Raw genomic sequence first — 15664 nt, 5'->3', positions numbered from 1 at the left:
GTGCTAAGCGGCGCGGACAAATCGATAACGAATCGGCCAATGAAAAGCGGGTCCGGCAACCGATGCTACCGGACCCGCTGAAGAATGCGAGCGAAAAGCCGTGTGATCTTTTCGCGTCCGGCGTGACACCGGAACGAAACGGAATCAGGCGACCTTGAGAATCTTTTCCAGCTTCTTGCCGGCCGAATCCTCGTCGATCCGCTCCACCGCCGCCAGTTCGCGCACCAGGCGATCGAGTGCAGACTCATAGATCTGCCGCTCGGAATAGCTCTGGTCCGGCTGACCGGCATTGCGATGCAGGTCGCGCACCACTTCGGCAATCGAGACCGGATCGCCGGAATTGATCTTGGCTTCGTATTCCTGGGCGCGGCGGCTCCACATGGCGCGCTTGACGCGGGCGCGGCCCTTCAGTGTTTCCAGCGCCGACTTCATCTTCTGCGGCGAGCTGAGCTTGCGGATGCCGACCGAATTCACCTTCGACAGCGGCACGCGCACGGTCATCTTGTCGCGCTCGAATTCCACCACCATCAGCTCAAGCTCGAAACCGGCGATCAGCTGACGCTCGATGCGCAGGATCTTGCCCACGCCATGGGTCGGATAAACCACATGGTCGCCGGCGGCGAAATCGATCTTCACCTTGGCCGGCACCGGCTTCAGCTGCATCGGCTTGTTCTGCTGCTGGTTCTGCTTGGGCTCGGCGGCGGCCGGCTTGATTGGCTGCGGCAGCGGCCGGGTCGGCGGCGCCGACACCGCCATCGGCTTGTTCGACCAGACCGGCTTGACCGGAACAACCGGCGCGGCCTTCGCCGCCTGCTTGGCGCTGGCGGCGGCCTTGGCGGCTGGTTTCCCGGTCGCCGGCTTGGCGGCAGACTTGGCCGGAGCCACCGGCGCGGCCTTGGCGGCGGTTTTCACCGGTGCGGGCGCCGGCTTGGCAGCAGCCTTGGGCGCGGGTTTTGCGGCCGGCTTGGCGGCAGCCTTGGGCGCAGGCTTCGCCGCCACCTTGGCAGCCGGCTTGGCGGGCGCCTTGGCGGCCGGTTTGGCCGGATGCTTGGCGGTCGACTTCACTGTCGCCGGTTTCTTGCTCGATGCGGCCCGTGCGGCCGTTTTCTGGCCGGCAGACTTGGCCGGCGCCTTGCCGGGCTTCTTAACTGGGGCTTTCGTCACTGCAACCACCCTCGCGCTTGGCTTTACCCATATCTGTTCCGGTACCGGGACAGGCCGACCGAATAGCCACCGGTTCAGGTTCACGGGAACCCGCTGCCATGGCGCTCTGGTCGAAACCGATCACGCGAACGCAACCCGGAGCTGCAACTTGCCTCCCCTGCAGTCCGGTAGCCGTTCGCCCGGCCGCAAAGGATCGCAAGCCGGGGTTATTCAATGGTTATAAATCTACCACAAACAGCCGCCGAATGACAGCAACGAACCGGCCGCACAGGCCGGGTTGCCGCGCGCAAAGGTAGAAATAAGGCTTTTTATGCTGCGGCTTAGGCGAATTCGCCGATCCCGGCCTGGTCTGGCCGGGCCGTCCCCTTACTTGGCAGTGCCTTCGGCGCCGGGGTTCGGGCTGAAATGATCCTTGAACTTGCCCTCGACACCCTTCCAGGCATCGGCATCGGCCGGGGCCTCGCCCTTGCGGGTGATATTGGGCCACTTGGCGGCATAGTCGCGGTTCATCTCGACCCACTGCTCCGCCCGGTTGTCGGTATCGGGCAGGATCGCCTCGGCCGGGCATTCCGGTTCGCAGACGCCGCAGTCGATGCATTCATCGGGGTTAATGACCAGCATGTTCTCGCCGACATAGAAGCAGTCGACCGGACAAACCTCGACGCAATCCATGTATTTGCACTTGATGCAACTCTCGGTCACGACATAGGTCATCGGCGGAACCCTGGAAGTGTAGCTGGCGTAAAAGCGGGTTGGTCTGCTTGCGCCGCTGATATGGGGCAGCGGCGGCCCGTCGGGTAGCACAGGCACCCATTCCGGTCAATTATTCGTACACTAATGGTCAGCCGTCAATCGAATGTGCGTGGATTCTACGGGATCAGCTCGTAGGTCGCCTGGGCTTCCGGGGCCGGGCCGCGGCGGACCGGCAGGTCCAGCACTTTCAACACCTTCACGGCAGCCGGCAGCGGCAGGGTGATGACATCATTCACCCGCACCAGAGCATGCGGCTTGTCGACCGGGCGGCCGTTGATGCGGATGCGGCCTTTTGTCGCCAGCTTCTGCGCGATCGCGCGTGTCTTGCAGAAGCGGGTCAGCCACAGCCATTTGTCGAGCCGCAGTGCATCAACAGGGTCGTCGGAATCGGTCATGTGGCGCGACTATAACGCGCCGGCTCGCAAAGGCTAGGCGGCGGTCGTCTGCGCCAGCCAGTCGACCACGCGGCGCAGGGCCTCGATGCGGCTGGCGCCATCGTTGCGCGCCTGACGATACAGGGCCATCTGCTGCGCCGCCGATGTGCCGCGCGTGAGGATGGTGCGGGCATGCTGCACTTCGTTCATGCAGCCAAGCGTGTCTGCATCCTCGGCGATCAGCGCCAGCAGGGCCTCGATCACATCGGCAAACGGCACCAGGCGTTTCTCGGCGAAGTCGATCAGGCCTTCGGTGGTGCCATAGCGCTGGGCGCGCCAGCGGTTTTCCTCGATCAGCAGCCGCGTGTGATTGCGCCAGATGCCGTTCAGCTCCGGCACGCGGCCCAACGCGCGCACCAGGCAGCGATAGAGGGCTGCGATGCACAGCGTGTCTTCCAGATGGGTGCAGGAATCGGCGATGCGCAGCTCCAGCGTGGGAAAGCGCGTGGACGGCCGGATCGCCCACCAGACATGGCTGGCATCTTCAATCACGCCGGCCGATACCATGGTGTCGATCAGCGCGTTGTAATCGGCGAGGTTGACGAAGAAATCGGGAATGCCGGTGCGCGGCAGTTCGTCATAGGCGGCGAGGCGATAGCCCATCAGGCCGGTGGGCCGCTTGCGCCAGAATGGCGACGAGGTGCTGAGCGCCAGCAGCGTGGGCAGGAAGGGCAGCACGCGATTCATGGTGTCGATGCGCAGATGCGGATCGCTCACCTCGACATGGATATGCAGGCCGCACATCATGTTGCGCATGGCGAGGAATTGCAGGTCGTTGGCCAGCTTGGTGTAGCGCGGCTTGTCGGTCGGCGTCTGCTCGGACCATTCCGCCATCGGATGCGTGCCGGCGGCAAACACCTGCAGGCCGAATTCCGCGCCGATGCCGTGCAGTACATCGCGATAGCCGCGCAGATGCTGACGCGCCTCGTCCAGCGAAGCGCAGACCGGCGTCACCACCTCGATCTGCGATTGCAGCAGCTCTGGTGTCACCTGCGCGCCCATCCGGTCGCGGGCGCGCCGGATCAACCCTTTGGGCATGCGCGAGACGGCGGATTTGCTGTCCGCTTCGGCGAGGAAATACTCTTCTTCGATCCCGATGGTGTAAGCCGGAGTCATGCACGCTCCCTGACAGCCGCCATGCCGGCAACCGGCCGGGGCGGACAGGAACAACGCTGCAGCAGCCGGAAAAATCCCGTTGCACCGCCCAAACGCGACCCTCTGCGGCATTTCTGCTGGCGCCGGGCCGGCATGGCCCTGTACAAAATCTGCAACAGTCGGGGGAACTCAATGGTGCAGTCCGGTGTGGACGCCGCGTCGCGTCCGGTGGCTTTTCTGGCCCGCGTTTCGTTTCTTGCGCTATGTGCCGCTTTCTTTCTGTCGGGCTTCGCTGCGCTGATCGATCAGATCGTCTGGCAGCGCATGCTCGGCCTGTTCGCCGGTTCCGATGCGGTGACCGCCGCCCTGGTGGTGGGGGCCTTCCTGCTGGGTCTTGGCTTGGGCAGCCTCGCCGCCGGCGCGGTCACCGACCGGCTCGGCATGCGCGCCGCCCTGATCGGCTTTGTCGCCTGCGAGATCGGCATCGGTATCTTCGCCCTGGGCAGCCGCGCGTTTCTCTATGATTTCGTCGTGCAGGTGATCGGCCCGCTGGTGCCCAGCCGCTGGGGCATCTTCGCCGTCTGCTTCGCCGGCATCCTGATTCCCACCATGCTGATGGGCGCCTCGCTGCCGCTGCTGGCCAAGGCGGCGATCAATTCGCTGGCCGATGCAGCGCCGCGCATCGGCTGGCTCTACGGTCTCAACACGCTGGGCGCCGGACTTGGCGCGCTGCTTGGCGGCTGGTGGCTGATCGGCACGCTGGGCTATGAGAATTCCCTGCGTGTCGGCGCGCTGTTCAACCTGATCGCCGCCGCCATCGGCCTGGTGCTGTGGCGCAACAATGCGACACCGGCACCGGCGCTTCAAAAAGAATCCGCAGTCGCCCCCATCACGGGCGGCTTCGGCTTCGCCACCTGGGCGGTGCTGGTCTTCGTCTCGGGCTTTGCCATCGTCGCGCTGGAAATCCTGTGGGTGCGTGTCGCCGGCGTGATCGCGCAATACACCGCCTACAGCTTCGCCACGATTCTGGGCAGCTTCCTGCTCGCCGATGGCCTGGGCATGGTGCTGGGCGCGGTATGGCTGAAAAAACTGCGCGACACGCGCGCCGCCTTCTTCGCCGTGCAGGCCTTTGCCACGCTCTACGCGCTCGCCTCGATCTGGGGCGTCTACTGGCTCGCCGGCGCCGACTGGTGGGACGGCCTGCTGGCGGCCGAGAATACCCGGCATTACGGCCTGCCGCTCGCCACGGCACTGGTGGTGACGGTGCTGCTGGTGGCGCCGCCCTCGTTGCTGCTCGGCATTTCCTTCCCGCTGGCGCAGCAGGCGGTGCAGACCGATCTCAGCCGGCTCGGCTGGCGCGTCGCCGCGGTGCAGGTGGCGAATATCCTCGGCAATGCGGCGGGCAGCCTGGCCACCGGTCTGGCTGCGCTGCACTGGCTCGGCACCGCGGGCAGCCTCAAGCTGGTGGCATTGCTGGCGGTGGCTCTACTGTTCTACTGGAGTCTGGCGGCCTGGCGCGAACGCCAGCCTGTCGCCTCGGGCCTTGCCACCGCGCTGGCCGCCGTGCTGGCCGTGGTGGTCGCAGCCTTTCCCACCAATGTGCAATTCTGGGCGCGGCTGCACCAGGCCGCCGAACATCACGACATCCTGGTGGCGGAAGACCGCTCCGGCCTGGCGCTGTTCCGCCTGAGTGATGACGGCAGTGCCAGTCCGTTTTTCATCCAGGGCTTTACCCAGTCGAAATGGCCCTTCCTGATCGAGCATGCCTTCCTCGGCGCGGTCGGGCCGTTGCTGCATCCGGCGCCGGAAGATGTGCTGGTGATCGGTTCGGGCAGCGGCGGCACGCCCTTTGCGGCTGGCGTCAATCCCGCCACCCAGCGCGTGCGCGTGGTCGAGCTGGTCGGCCCGGTGTTCCAGGTGCTGCGGGCCTTTGCCGCGCGCGAGCCTGACTCCGCCATTGCCGGGCTGCTCAAGGATCCGCGCTATGAATTCGTCGTCGGCGACGGCCGCCGCGCCATCTTCGCCGCCGACCGCCGCTACGATGTGATCCAGGCCGATGCGATCCTGCCCGAATCCTCGCATAGCGGACTGCTCTACTCGCAGGAATTCATGCAGCTGGTGCTGGCCGCGCTGGATGACGGCGGCATCTATGTGCAATGGGGGCCGACGGCGCGCAGCGTGGCAACTTTCAGTGCTGTATTCCCGCATGTGGCGATGCTGCAGCCTTTCCCGGTGCTGATCGGCTCGCGCCAGCCGGTGCAGCTGGATCATGCCCGGCTGGCCCGGCTGTTCGCGCTGCCCGAAACCCGGCGCCATTTCGCCGCCGCCGGCATCGACACCGCCGCCGCCGACCGCCTGTTCCGCGATGCGATCCTGCGGGAGCCGGTGGCGATTGAAGCCGGCGGCGCCATGCTGAATGCCGACCTGTTCCCGCGTGATGAATATTACATCAACAACCGGCTCGGCGCGGCGACAGTCACCCCCCAGGGTACTCTGGCGAAACCGGGCATCTGACCGCACCTGTCAAAAACCGCAGGAATCAAGCGGCGAATTCGTGTGCCATGGCCGCACCGCGGCTGGCGCGGTGCATAGTGTTGCGATAGGTTCTCAGCCCATGTCGGATCGTCAACGCACTCTCATTCTCACCGGCGCCAGCCGCGGCATCGGCCATGCCACCGTGAAGCGCTTCTCCGCTGCTGGCTGGCGGGTCTTCACCGTCTCGCGCCATCCGTTTTCCGAACACTGCCCCTGGGAGGGCGGCGCGGAAAGCCATGTGCAGATGGACCTGAACGACATCGAGCAGCTGCCGGCGATGATCGCCGATCTCAAGACCCGGCTGCCCGATGGCAAGCTCGATGCGCTGGTCAGCAATGCCGCCATCTCGCCCAAGGGACCGGGCGGATCGCGGCTCGGTGTGCTCGACACTGATCTCAAGACGCTGATGCATGTCTACAACGTCAATCTGTTTTCGGTGGCGCTGCTGGCGCGCGGCCTGTTCGACGAGCTGAAGGCCGCCCAGGGTTCCATCGTCAATGTCACCTCGATTGCCGGCGGCCGCGTGCATCCGTTTGCCGGCATGGCCTATGCCACCTCCAAGGCGGCGCTGGCGGCGCTGACCCGCGAGATGGCCTGGGAATTCGGGCCGTACAATGTGCGGGTCAACGCCATCGCGCCGGGCGAGATCGACACCTCGATCCTGTCGCCCGGCACCGACGAGATCGTGCGCCGGGATATCCCGATGCACCGCCTGGGCAAGCCGGAAGAGGTGGCCTCCACCATCTACTTCCTGTGCACCCAGACCTCGTCCTATGTGAATGGCGCCGAAATCCACATCAACGGCGGCCAGCACGTCTAGACCGGCGCCCGGGGCGCCGGTCCACCTGATCGCCGTCAGGCTGCGATCAGGCTGCGATCCAGTCCCATCGCGTCCACGGCGGCCTGTTCGGCCCTGATGGCGGTGCCGAAAAAGGACGAGGCGATCTGGCGTTTGAAATAGGCTGCCAGTTTCGGGAATGTCGCCGCCTCGATGTCCAGCCCCAGATAGCTGTAGGTCAGCAGGTTCGACACCACCGCGATATCGGCGATGGTCAGGCTGTTGCCAACCAGGTAGTCGCCGCCGGCGATGCTGTCGAGATAGCCGAACACACCCGGCCTGATCCCGTTGCAGATCTGGTCGACAACGGCCTGATCGGTCGCCTCGCCGCGTACCTTGGGCCGCAGCACCTTCTGGAAAAACAGCCCGTGTACGATGGTGCGGAACAGCGTGCCGCCGGCATAGGCATCGAGAAACAGCGCCTGGCCCGCCAGTTTGTCGTCCTGCGGCAGCAGCGGCTGCGCCGGATAGGCGCGTTCCAGATACAGGAAAATCGCGGTGGAATCGGCCAGCGTGAAATCGCCGTCCTTGATGGCCGGGATCAGTCCGGTCGGGCTCAGCGATGCCCACTGCTGCGGCGGATCGAAGGGGAAAACCTGTTCAAGTGTGTAGTCCAGGCCCTTGAACGCAGCGGTCAGCGTGATCTTGCGGGTGTGGACCGAGAAGGGCACACCATAGATGGTCAACATGATCGGATATCCTGTCGTTGTTGCGAAGCTGGCCGAATGGCCACGACAGGAGCCTGGGGGTTTGACGCGGCGTCAAAGTCAAGCGGTGCTTTTGCGCACCGGGAACTGAATTTCCATCACCGCATCTGCACCGGTCGGCAGTTCCAGAAATACCTCGCGGCTCGGTCCGTCGATCTGGTAGCCATTCGCCTCCATCCACAGGCCCAGCGCACCGAAGCCGATATGGCTTTGTTCGCTCGGGCCACGCCGGATCAGCGTTGCCAGCGCGTCCACCGCCGGCAGTTCCGCGATCGTCATGCTGGTCTGGTCGGGCAGGGTGATGCTGCGGTTGATCGGTTTCGCCAGCCCGAAGCCGATATCGAGATCGAGGTCTTCATCGTCGAAATCGGAATGCGCCACCACGATCAGTTCGTTGCGCAAGCCAGCCGGCACCTGCGCCGTCACGGTCTGCACGATGGTGCGCAGCAGCGCCACGACGTCGTCCATGCCGCCAAAGCGGCGCCGCGTCGACAGATACGGCTGCGCCGGCGTGGATTTCAGGATGACGTCGTAATTCTTCAGCTCGCCCTGCTCGTCGATCTGTTGCAGCCGGGATTCGATATGGCGCAGCCGCGCGGCTTCGGCACTGAGCGATTGTTCCAGTTCGGCTTTCCTGAGCAGCAGCATGCCGCGGATTTCATCGGTCGAGACCTTGTCGTCGATCAGGCGCGCGACCTGGTCCAGCGTCAGGCCCAGATCTTTCAGCGCCAGGATGCGGTTAAGCCGGCCAAGCTGGCCGATGGTGTAATGCCGATAGCCGGTCGTGGCATCGACATGCTGCGGGCTCAGCAGCCCGATGCTGTCGTAATAGCGCAGCAGCCGGCCCGAAACCCGGGCAATTCTTGAGAACTCGCCGATTCTGAACATCCTGCCCCGCCTGTTGATTCGGAGTATCCGCCGGCCGTTGTGCAGTTTGACGTCACGTTAAAGTCAATGCGGGTCTGGGATTTCCCGCAGGCACTTGTAGTTTTGTGGAATGTGGATTATTTTTAAACACATTAACGCCACGTGATTTGGCTGTTCCACAGGGTTTCGCCAGAAAACCGAGGAAACTGTGCTCAAGGGTAAACGGATTCTGCTGGTGATTTCCGGCGGCATTGCCGCCTACAAGGCGCTGGAGCTGATCCGGCGCCTGCGCGAACGCGGTGCCAGCCTGCGCTGCGCGATGACCGACTCCGCCGCGCAGTTCGTCACCCCGCTCAGTGTCTCTTCCTTAAGCGGCGAGAAGGTGTCCAGCGATCTGTTCTCGCTGACCGACGAAGCCGAGATGGGCCATATCGAGCTGTCGCGCGATGCCGATCTGGTGGTGGTCGCACCCGCCACCGCCAATATCCTCGCCCGAATGGCCAATGGCCTGGCCGACGACATGGCCACCACCTTGCTGCTGGCCACCGATAAGCCTGTTCTCGTCGCGCCGGCGATGAATGTGCGCATGTGGTTCCACCCGGCCACCCAGCGCAATCTCGAACGCCTGAAGGCCGACGGCGTCGCCGTCATCGGGCCGAATGATGGCGAGATGGCTTGTGGCGAATACGGCCCGGGCCGCATGGCCGAACCGCTGGAAATCGTCGCCGCCATCGAGGCGCAGTTCGGCAAGCCGCTGCCCAAGCATCTGGGCCTGGTGCAGCCGCGCGGCGATCAGCCCTCGGCCGTGCAGACCGCCAATATTCAGCCCATTGTGCAGGATCTGAAAGGCCGGCGCGCCATTGTCACCTCCGGCCCGACCCATGAGCCGATCGATCCGGTGCGCTATATCGCCAACCGGTCTTCGGGCAAGCAGGGCCATGCGATTGCCGCCGCCCTGGCCGCACGCGGCGCCGATGTGACTCTGGTGACCGGGCCGGTGGCGCTGCCCGATCCGGCGGGCGTGAAGACCGTGCATGTGGAAGCGGCGCGCGACATGTTCTCGGCCTGCTTCCTCGACCTTCCGGTCGATATTTTCGTTGCCGCCGCTGCCGTCGCCGACTGGCGGGTGGCGGTGGAAGCGTCGCAGAAGATGAAGAAGACCGGCGAATTGCCGCCGGTGCTGAAACTGGCCGAGAATCCCGACATCCTGCGCGCCATCAGCACCACCGATGCCCGGCGCCGTCCGGCCCTGGTGGTCGGCTTTGCCGCCGAGACCGAAAACGTCGTCATGCATGCGCAGAAAAAGCTGCAGTCGAAAGGCTGCGACTGGATTCTGGCCAATGATGTTTCGGAAGGTACCGGCACGTTTGGCGGCGACAGCAATGCCGTGCATCTGGTGACGGCCACCGGCGTCGAGGACTGGCCGCGTCTGAGCAAGCCCGAAGTGGCTGCGCGGCTCGCCGCCCGCATTGCCGCGTCGTTCAAAGATGCACCGATCAAGAAAAACGCCAAGAAAGGTTCGTGATGTCGCGTCCTGTTCCCCTGCATGTGCCGATCAAGCAGCTGCCGCATGCAGCCGGCCAGCCGCTGCCGGCCTATGCCACCGAGGATGCCGCCGGTTTCGACCTGCTGGCTGCCGTGGCGGAGTCCATCGTGCTGCAGCCCGGCCAGCGCAAGCTGGTGCCGACCGGCATCAGCATCGCGGTGCCGCCCGGCTTCGAGGCGCAGGTGCGGCCGCGGTCGGGCCTCGCGTTCAAGCATGGCATCACCGTGCTGAATTCGCCCGGCACCATCGATGCCGATTATCGCGGCGAGGTGGGCGTGGTGCTGATCAATCACGGCGACGCGCCGTTTACCATCAATCGCGGCGAGCGCATCGCGCAGATGATCGTCGCCGCCTACAGCCGCGTCGAATGGGTGCCGGTGGCCGAGCTGCCGGAAACCCAGCGCGGTGCCGGCGGATTTGGTTCTACGGGTGTGGCAACGCCCAAGACAGCAGCAGGAGACTGACAGCATGTTGAAGTGTACGCGGCGCACCATGCATGCGCTGGAAGCCGTGGTCGACATTGCCTTCCACGCGCGCCCCGAACCGGTGCAGTCCAAGGATATCGCCACGCGGCAGAATGTGCCGCAGCGCTATCTTGAGCAGGTGATGCAGCATCTGGTGCGCAACGGCATCCTCAAGGGCGTGCGCGGCCCGCGCGGCGGCTATACGCTGGCGCGCGAACGCCGCCGCATCACGGTGGGCGAGGTGGTGCGCATCGTGTCCGAGCTGGATGTCGAGGGCGAGGAGGATTTCTCCGCCGGGTCCGAACTGGGCCGCCGCACCGTGCAGCCGATCTGGGAGGAATGCCAGGCGGCGATCATGGCGCGGATCGACAAGATCACCCTGGAGGATCTGTGCAGCCGGGCGGAAACCAGCGGTTTCGCCGCCCAGCTTGAAGGCGCCGACAATTTCGCGATCTGACATCACCCGTAACCAGCACCGCGACAGCGGGAGGACAGTATGACCCAGGCGCGACCCAACACGATCCGCATCCATAATCCGCCGCGCGGCAAGGTGTATGACTCGATCGTCGACACCATCGGCGCCACGCCGCTGGTGCGCATCAACCGTCTGGCGAAAGAGGCCGGCGCGAAGGCCGATCTGCTGGCCAAGCTGGAATTCTTCAATCCGCTGTCCTCGGTGAAGGATCGCATCGGCATCGCCATGATCGAGGCGCTGGAGGCCAGCGGCACGCTCAAGGCCGGCTCCACCATCATCGAGCCCACCTCGGGCAACACCGGCATCGCGCTGGCGTTTGTTGCTGCGGCGAAAGGCTATCGCCTGATTCTCGTCATGCCGGAAAGCATGTCGCTGGAACGCCGCAAGATGCTGAAATTCCTCGGTGCCGAGCTGGAGCTGACGCCGCCGGGTCTGGGCATGAAGGGTGCGCTGGCGCGTGCCGAGGAGCTGCTGAAAGACATTCCCGGCAGCGTGATTCCGCAGCAGTTCGAGAATCCGGCCAATCCCGAGATCCACCGCCACACCACGGCGGAGGAAATCTGGGTCGATACGGCGGGCAAGGTGGATGTGGTGATTTCCGGCGTCGGCACCGGCGGCACGCTGACCGGCGTGGGCAGTGTGCTGAAGGCCAAGAAGCCGTCGCTGCGCATGATCGCGGTCGAACCGGAAGACAGCCCGGTGATTTCCGGCGGCAAGCCGGGCCCGCACAAGATCCAGGGCATCGGCGCCGGTTTCATTCCCGGCAACCTGGATATCAAGCTGATCGACGAGATCATCACCATCGGCAACGAAACCGCCTTCGAGACCTCGCGCCGCATGGCGCGCATGGAGGGCATCCCGGCCGGCATCTCGTCCGGCGCGGCGATTGCCGCCGGCCTCGAAGTGGCGGCGCGGCCGGCCATGGAGGGCAAGACCGTGGTGGTCATCATCCCCTCCTTTGCCGAACGCTATCTGTCGACCGCGCTGTTCGACGGCCTGTGAGTGCCGTGTTCAGCAAGGACGAACTCGAACGGTATTCCCGGCATATCATCCTGCCGGAAGTGGGCGGTGCCGGGCAGCAGCGGCTGAAAACCGCGCGCGTGCTGGTGATCGGCGCCGGCGGCCTGGGCTCGCCGCTGCTTTTATACCTGGCTGCGGCCGGCATCGGCACGCTCGGCATCGTCGACGACGACACCGTGTCGGTGTCGAACCTGCAGCGCCAGGTGCTGCATGGCACCGAGGATGTCGGCCGCAAAAAGACCGAAAGTGCGGCGGTGGCGATTGCCGGCCTCAACCCGCATGTGCGCGTCATCGAGCATACCGAGCGGCTGACGCCGCAGAATGCCGATGCGCTGATCGGCGCCTACGATCTGGTGGCTGATGGCAGCGACAATTTCGATACCCGCTTCCTGGTCAACGACACCTGCTATCGCCTGAAGAAGACCCTGGTGACGGCGGCGATCCTGCGCTTCGACGGCCAGCTCTCCACCTTCAAGCCCTGGCAGGGCGCGCCGCATCCCTGCTACCGCTGCGTCTTCCCCGAACCGCCGCCGGCGGGCAGCGTGCCGGCCTGTTCCGAGGCTGGCGTGCTGGGTGCGCTGGGCGGCGTGATGGGCAGCCTGCAGGCGCTGGAAGTGGTGAAGGAACTGCTCGATCTGGGCGACAGCCTGTCCGGTCGCCTGCTGCTGTACGATGCCCTGCGCGGCGATGTCCGCACGGTGAAGCTGCGGCGCGACCCGGCCTGCAAGCTCTGCGGCACCCACGCCTGATCCCTCCGGCCCGGCCGGACCGGCCATGATGATATGGACGAACCTGCCGCGCAGCCTATGATCGTGGCCATAAGCAACGCCGATATGCACCGGCGTCAGGGTGGGGGACGATGCAGGATGACAGCGCGGCGGCCTTGGCCGCCCTCGACATCACCATGGCCGCGCGCGACTGCTGGCCGGAGCTGGCCGATGCACGCTTTCGCACGCTGCTGCGTCACTGGGCCGAGCGCCGTGCCGGCCTGATGACGCCACGCACGGCGATCGATCCGGCTGCCATCCGCGATTGCCTGCCGCATGTCTGGCTCTACAAATATCTGCCCGAGGAAAACGACTTCATCTGCACCCTTTCCGGCGAGGCGGTGAACGAGGCCTGGGGCCGCAGCCTGATCGGCAAGCGGGCCAGCGTCTTCATGCCGCCGGCCATGCAGGCCCGCGTGCCGAAACTGTATCGCCGCATGCTGGAAACCCCCGCGATCCAGGTCAGCCGGCGCCGCATCACGCCGGCCGATGGCATGGCGCAGAGCGCCGAGCGCCTGATCCTGCCGCTGGCGCATGACGATGGCTCGCCTTACGGCGTGTTCGGTCTGACGCTGTATTATCTCGGCACGCAGACCAGCTTCGAGGATCCGCTGAACATGCAGGGCGCCGTCACACTGTATGATTGTGCCGGCCTGCCGGCCACGCTGCCCTGAAGCACAAGGTTCAGATCACACCGGCGTATTACTGCTTTTCCACCTCTGGGCACCGCTCGACGGCCTTCACGGTCTCGCCTAGCATGGTCATGGATGAGCAATCAGGCAGACAACGAGTCTTCGGGCGACATCGGCCGGGTCGCCGCGCCGGGCCAATGGCCGGTCTTGCGCGATCCACGCTTTGTGCAGCTGCTGCGCCACTGGGCCGCCAACCGGTCTGGCCTCAGCATGCCGCGCGATGCGCTGGCGCCCGCCGCCATCAAGCCCTGCCTGCCGCATGTCTGGCTGTTCCAGTATCGGGCCGACAGCGACAGCTTTGTCTGCCGGCTGTCGGGCGAGCAGGTCAACGAGGCCTGGGGTACCAACATCACCGGCAAGCAGCCGCAGGATTTCATGCCGGCCGAAAGTGCGGCCATCGCCCACCAGATCTACCGCCGCATCCTGCTGACCCCGGCGCTGCATGTCAGCTACCGCCATATCGCCCCGCGGGCCATGCAGGAAAAGGGCGCCGAGCGCCTGGTGGTGCCGCTCAGCGATGCCCAGGGTCAGCCCTACGGTCTGTTCGGCCTGTCGCTGTATCACTTCGACCCGATCACCCAGGCCGCCCATCCGCCCCATGTCGGGCCGGACGTCACCTATTATCCCTGCGCCGGGCTGCCGGCCGAACTGCCCTGAGTCGGTCCGATTCGGCTCTGCTGTGGCAGATTGTCGCAGTTGGCGGCGGCCCCGCCGGGTGGCCGCCGCAGTGCAAACAGCGGCCCCGGCGCTTTCACGAATAGCCCTGAAAAACCCTAGTGTTGCAAAGGGGTTGATTTGGCAGATGCGATCGATTCTTAAATCCTGCACTGCCCTCTGGTGGCTTGACGCTGACTCCCCCGGTTTCTATGGTGCCCGCGCTTTCTGGGGGCGGTCGCCTCTGGCGCCGGGGGTATCACACCATGGCTGAACAGGATCGACCGACAGCGGGAAGCAGCGATGCCGAGGATCCGGCCCTCGCCAAGCTCGAGCGCGACCTGCAAGGGGTGCGCGAGCGGCAGGCCGAAGAGAAGGCAAAGCGGCGCCCGGATGCCGATCCCCGCCAGACGGCGACGGTCGGCAAGGCCTGGTCGCTGGCGATCGAGATGGTCGCGGCGGTCGGTGTTTCGGTGTTCATCGGCTGGTGGCTTGACCGCTGGCTCGGGACGACACCCTGGGGTCTGGTCGGTTTTATCCTGCTGGGGATCGCGGCCGCGATGTGGTCGGCGATCCGCACGGGCATGATGATGCAGCGCCAGCAGCTCGCCGACAGCGAGCGCGGCGCGAAAAAGGAAGGGGACTAACAGTGGCCAGCCCGCTTGATCAGTTCAAGGTGAAGTGCATCGCGCTGTGTGGCGAGGGCGGCCAGTTGCAGGCCTTCTCCTTCACCAACGCGTCGCTGTTCATGGTGCTGAGCGTGGTCGGCGCCGTTGTGCTGATGGTCTATGGCATGCGCCAGCGCAGCCTGGTGCCGGGCCGCCTGCAATCGGTGGCCGAGCTGAGTTACGAATTCGTCGCCAACATGGTGCGCGAGAATGTCGGCCCCAACGGCCGCCAGTATTTCCCCTTCATCTTCTCGCTTTTCATCTTCGTGCTGATGGCCAACATGCTCGGCATGGTGCCCTACAGCTTCACGGTGACCAGCCACATCATCGTCACCTTCGCGCTCGCCATCGTCGTCTTCCTCGGCATCACGGCGATTGCCATCGTGCGCAACGGCATCCACTTCTTCACCCATTTCATGCCGGCCGGCGTGCCGATGTGGCTGGCGCCGATCATCGTGCCGATCGAGATCATCTCCTATCTCTCGCGCCCGATTTCGCTGTCGCTTCGTCTGTGCGCCAACATGCTGGCGGGTCACACCACGCTCAAGGTCTTCGCCGGCTTCATCGTGTCGATGATCGGCATGGGCGGCGTGATGTCGGCTTCGGGCATTCTTCCGCTCATTATGGTCACTGCATTGACGGCGCTGGAATTCCTGATCGCCTTCCTGCAGGCCTATGTGTTCGCCATCCTCACCTGCCTCTACCTCGCCGAGGCCGTGAACATGGAACATCACTAAGCGTTTTCCCAATAAACAGTTCTCTGTGTTCAACCGTTTACCAGTTCAAACCTAGAAAGAAGGATGAGTATCATGGATCTTGCTTCTGCCAAGATGATCGGTGCCGGCATTGCGGCGATCGGCATGGGCGGCGCGGCGATCGGCGTGGGTCTGATCTTCGCGAACTTCCTCAATGGCGCGCTGCGCAATCCGGGCGCTGCCCCGAAGCTGTTCGGCAACCTGATGCTGGGCTTCGCCGTGACCGAAGC

Annotated in this window: 18 protein-coding genes; 12 read left to right on the top strand and 6 right to left on the bottom strand. The window is 64.9% G+C overall.

The window, feature by feature from the left end; genetic code table 11:
- Positions 1–144: 144 nt before the first annotated feature.
- The 4 genes from AAG799_RS18415 to AAG799_RS18400 all read right to left on the bottom strand — a co-directional run bounded on the left by AAG799_RS18415 (position 145) and on the right by AAG799_RS18400 (position 3467).
- The gene (locus AAG799_RS18415) at positions 145–1164 is read right to left on the bottom strand and encodes a CarD family transcriptional regulator (protein WP_341898224.1); all 1020 of its coding nucleotides are present in this window, start codon (positions 1162–1164) and stop codon (positions 145–147) included.
- A gap of 366 nt (positions 1165–1530) precedes the next feature.
- Positions 1531–1878: a ferredoxin FdxA gene (gene fdxA, locus AAG799_RS18410; RefSeq protein ID WP_341898223.1), complete on the bottom strand. Its 348-nt coding sequence runs from the start codon at positions 1876–1878 to the stop codon at positions 1531–1533.
- A 155-nt stretch (positions 1879–2033) separates the two neighbouring features.
- On the bottom strand, positions 2034–2312 hold the full coding sequence (locus AAG799_RS18405; protein WP_341898222.1) for an RNA-binding S4 domain-containing protein: 279 nt from the start codon (positions 2310–2312) through the stop codon (positions 2034–2036).
- Between the two features lie 33 nt (positions 2313–2345).
- Positions 2346–3467: a carboxylate-amine ligase gene (locus tag AAG799_RS18400; RefSeq protein ID WP_341898221.1), complete on the bottom strand. Its 1122-nt coding sequence runs from the start codon at positions 3465–3467 to the stop codon at positions 2346–2348.
- Between the two features lie 171 nt (positions 3468–3638).
- Here AAG799_RS18400 and AAG799_RS18395 point away from each other — a divergent pair, with 171 nt between their 5' ends.
- The gene (locus AAG799_RS18395; protein WP_341898220.1) at positions 3639–5960 is read left to right on the top strand and encodes a hypothetical protein; all 2322 of its coding nucleotides are present in this window, start codon (positions 3639–3641) and stop codon (positions 5958–5960) included.
- Positions 5961–6060: 100 nt separating this feature from the next.
- Positions 6061–6801, top strand: coding sequence for an SDR family oxidoreductase (locus tag AAG799_RS18390; protein WP_341898219.1), 741 nt, complete (start codon positions 6061–6063; stop codon positions 6799–6801).
- A 35-nt stretch (positions 6802–6836) separates the two neighbouring features.
- Here the strand turns inward: AAG799_RS18390 and AAG799_RS18385 are convergent, their stop codons facing one another.
- A complete protein-coding gene (locus AAG799_RS18385; protein ID WP_341898216.1) occupies positions 6837–7508 on the bottom strand; it encodes a glutathione S-transferase family protein in 672 nt (223 codons plus the stop codon).
- A 78-nt stretch (positions 7509–7586) separates the two neighbouring features.
- Positions 7587–8414 carry a MerR family transcriptional regulator gene (locus AAG799_RS18380; protein ID WP_341898215.1) on the bottom strand — a complete coding sequence of 276 codons (828 nt, stop codon included), beginning with the start codon at positions 8412–8414 and terminating at the stop codon, positions 7587–7589.
- 187 nt (positions 8415–8601) lie between these two features.
- Here AAG799_RS18380 and coaBC point away from each other — a divergent pair, with 187 nt between their 5' ends.
- The 10 genes from coaBC to AAG799_RS18330 all read left to right on the top strand — a co-directional run.
- Positions 8602–9918, top strand: coding sequence for a bifunctional phosphopantothenoylcysteine decarboxylase/phosphopantothenate--cysteine ligase CoaBC (gene coaBC / locus AAG799_RS18375; RefSeq protein ID WP_341898214.1), 1317 nt, complete (start codon positions 8602–8604; stop codon positions 9916–9918).
- Entirely contained in the window at positions 9918–10403 is a 486-nt protein-coding gene (dut, locus tag AAG799_RS18370; RefSeq protein ID WP_341898213.1) for a dUTP diphosphatase, read from the top strand. Before coaBC ends, dut begins: the two co-directional genes overlap by 1 nt.
- Positions 10404–10407: 4 nt before the next feature.
- Positions 10408–10860 carry an Rrf2 family transcriptional regulator gene (locus AAG799_RS18365; RefSeq protein WP_341898212.1) on the top strand — a complete coding sequence of 151 codons (453 nt, stop codon included), beginning with the start codon at positions 10408–10410 and terminating at the stop codon, positions 10858–10860.
- Positions 10861–10899: 39 nt separating this feature from the next.
- Complete coding sequence (gene cysK, locus AAG799_RS18360) at positions 10900–11880, top strand: cysteine synthase A (protein ID WP_341898211.1); 981 nt, start codon at positions 10900–10902, stop codon at positions 11878–11880.
- Complete coding sequence (gene moeB, locus AAG799_RS18355) at positions 11877–12647, top strand: molybdopterin-synthase adenylyltransferase MoeB (protein ID WP_341898210.1); 771 nt, start codon at positions 11877–11879, stop codon at positions 12645–12647. The genes cysK and moeB overlap by 4 nt, the downstream gene beginning before the upstream one ends.
- Before the next feature lie 110 nt (positions 12648–12757).
- Positions 12758–13339 (top strand): PAS domain-containing protein, encoded by a 582-nt coding sequence (locus tag AAG799_RS18350; RefSeq protein ID WP_341898209.1) that lies wholly within the window; start codon positions 12758–12760, stop codon positions 13337–13339.
- A 93-nt stretch (positions 13340–13432) separates the two neighbouring features.
- Positions 13433–14014, top strand: coding sequence for a PAS domain-containing protein (locus AAG799_RS18345; RefSeq protein ID WP_341898207.1), 582 nt, complete (start codon positions 13433–13435; stop codon positions 14012–14014).
- A gap of 263 nt (positions 14015–14277) precedes the next feature.
- Positions 14278–14658, top strand: coding sequence for an AtpZ/AtpI family protein (locus AAG799_RS18340; protein WP_341898205.1), 381 nt, complete (start codon positions 14278–14280; stop codon positions 14656–14658).
- Between the two features lie 2 nt (positions 14659–14660).
- Entirely contained in the window at positions 14661–15416 is a 756-nt protein-coding gene (locus AAG799_RS18335; protein WP_341898203.1) for a F0F1 ATP synthase subunit A, read from the top strand.
- Positions 15417–15488: 72 nt separating this feature from the next.
- A partial coding sequence (locus AAG799_RS18330) for a F0F1 ATP synthase subunit C (RefSeq protein WP_341898225.1) occupies positions 15489–15664 on the top strand: 176 nt, incomplete at its 3' end.

Source organism: Ferrovibrio terrae (assembly GCF_943371255.1).
GTDB classification, from domain to species: Bacteria; Pseudomonadota; Alphaproteobacteria; order Ferrovibrionales; family Ferrovibrionaceae; genus Ferrovibrio; species Ferrovibrio terrae_B.
This window is presented reverse-complemented; position numbering and strand designations above follow the sequence as displayed.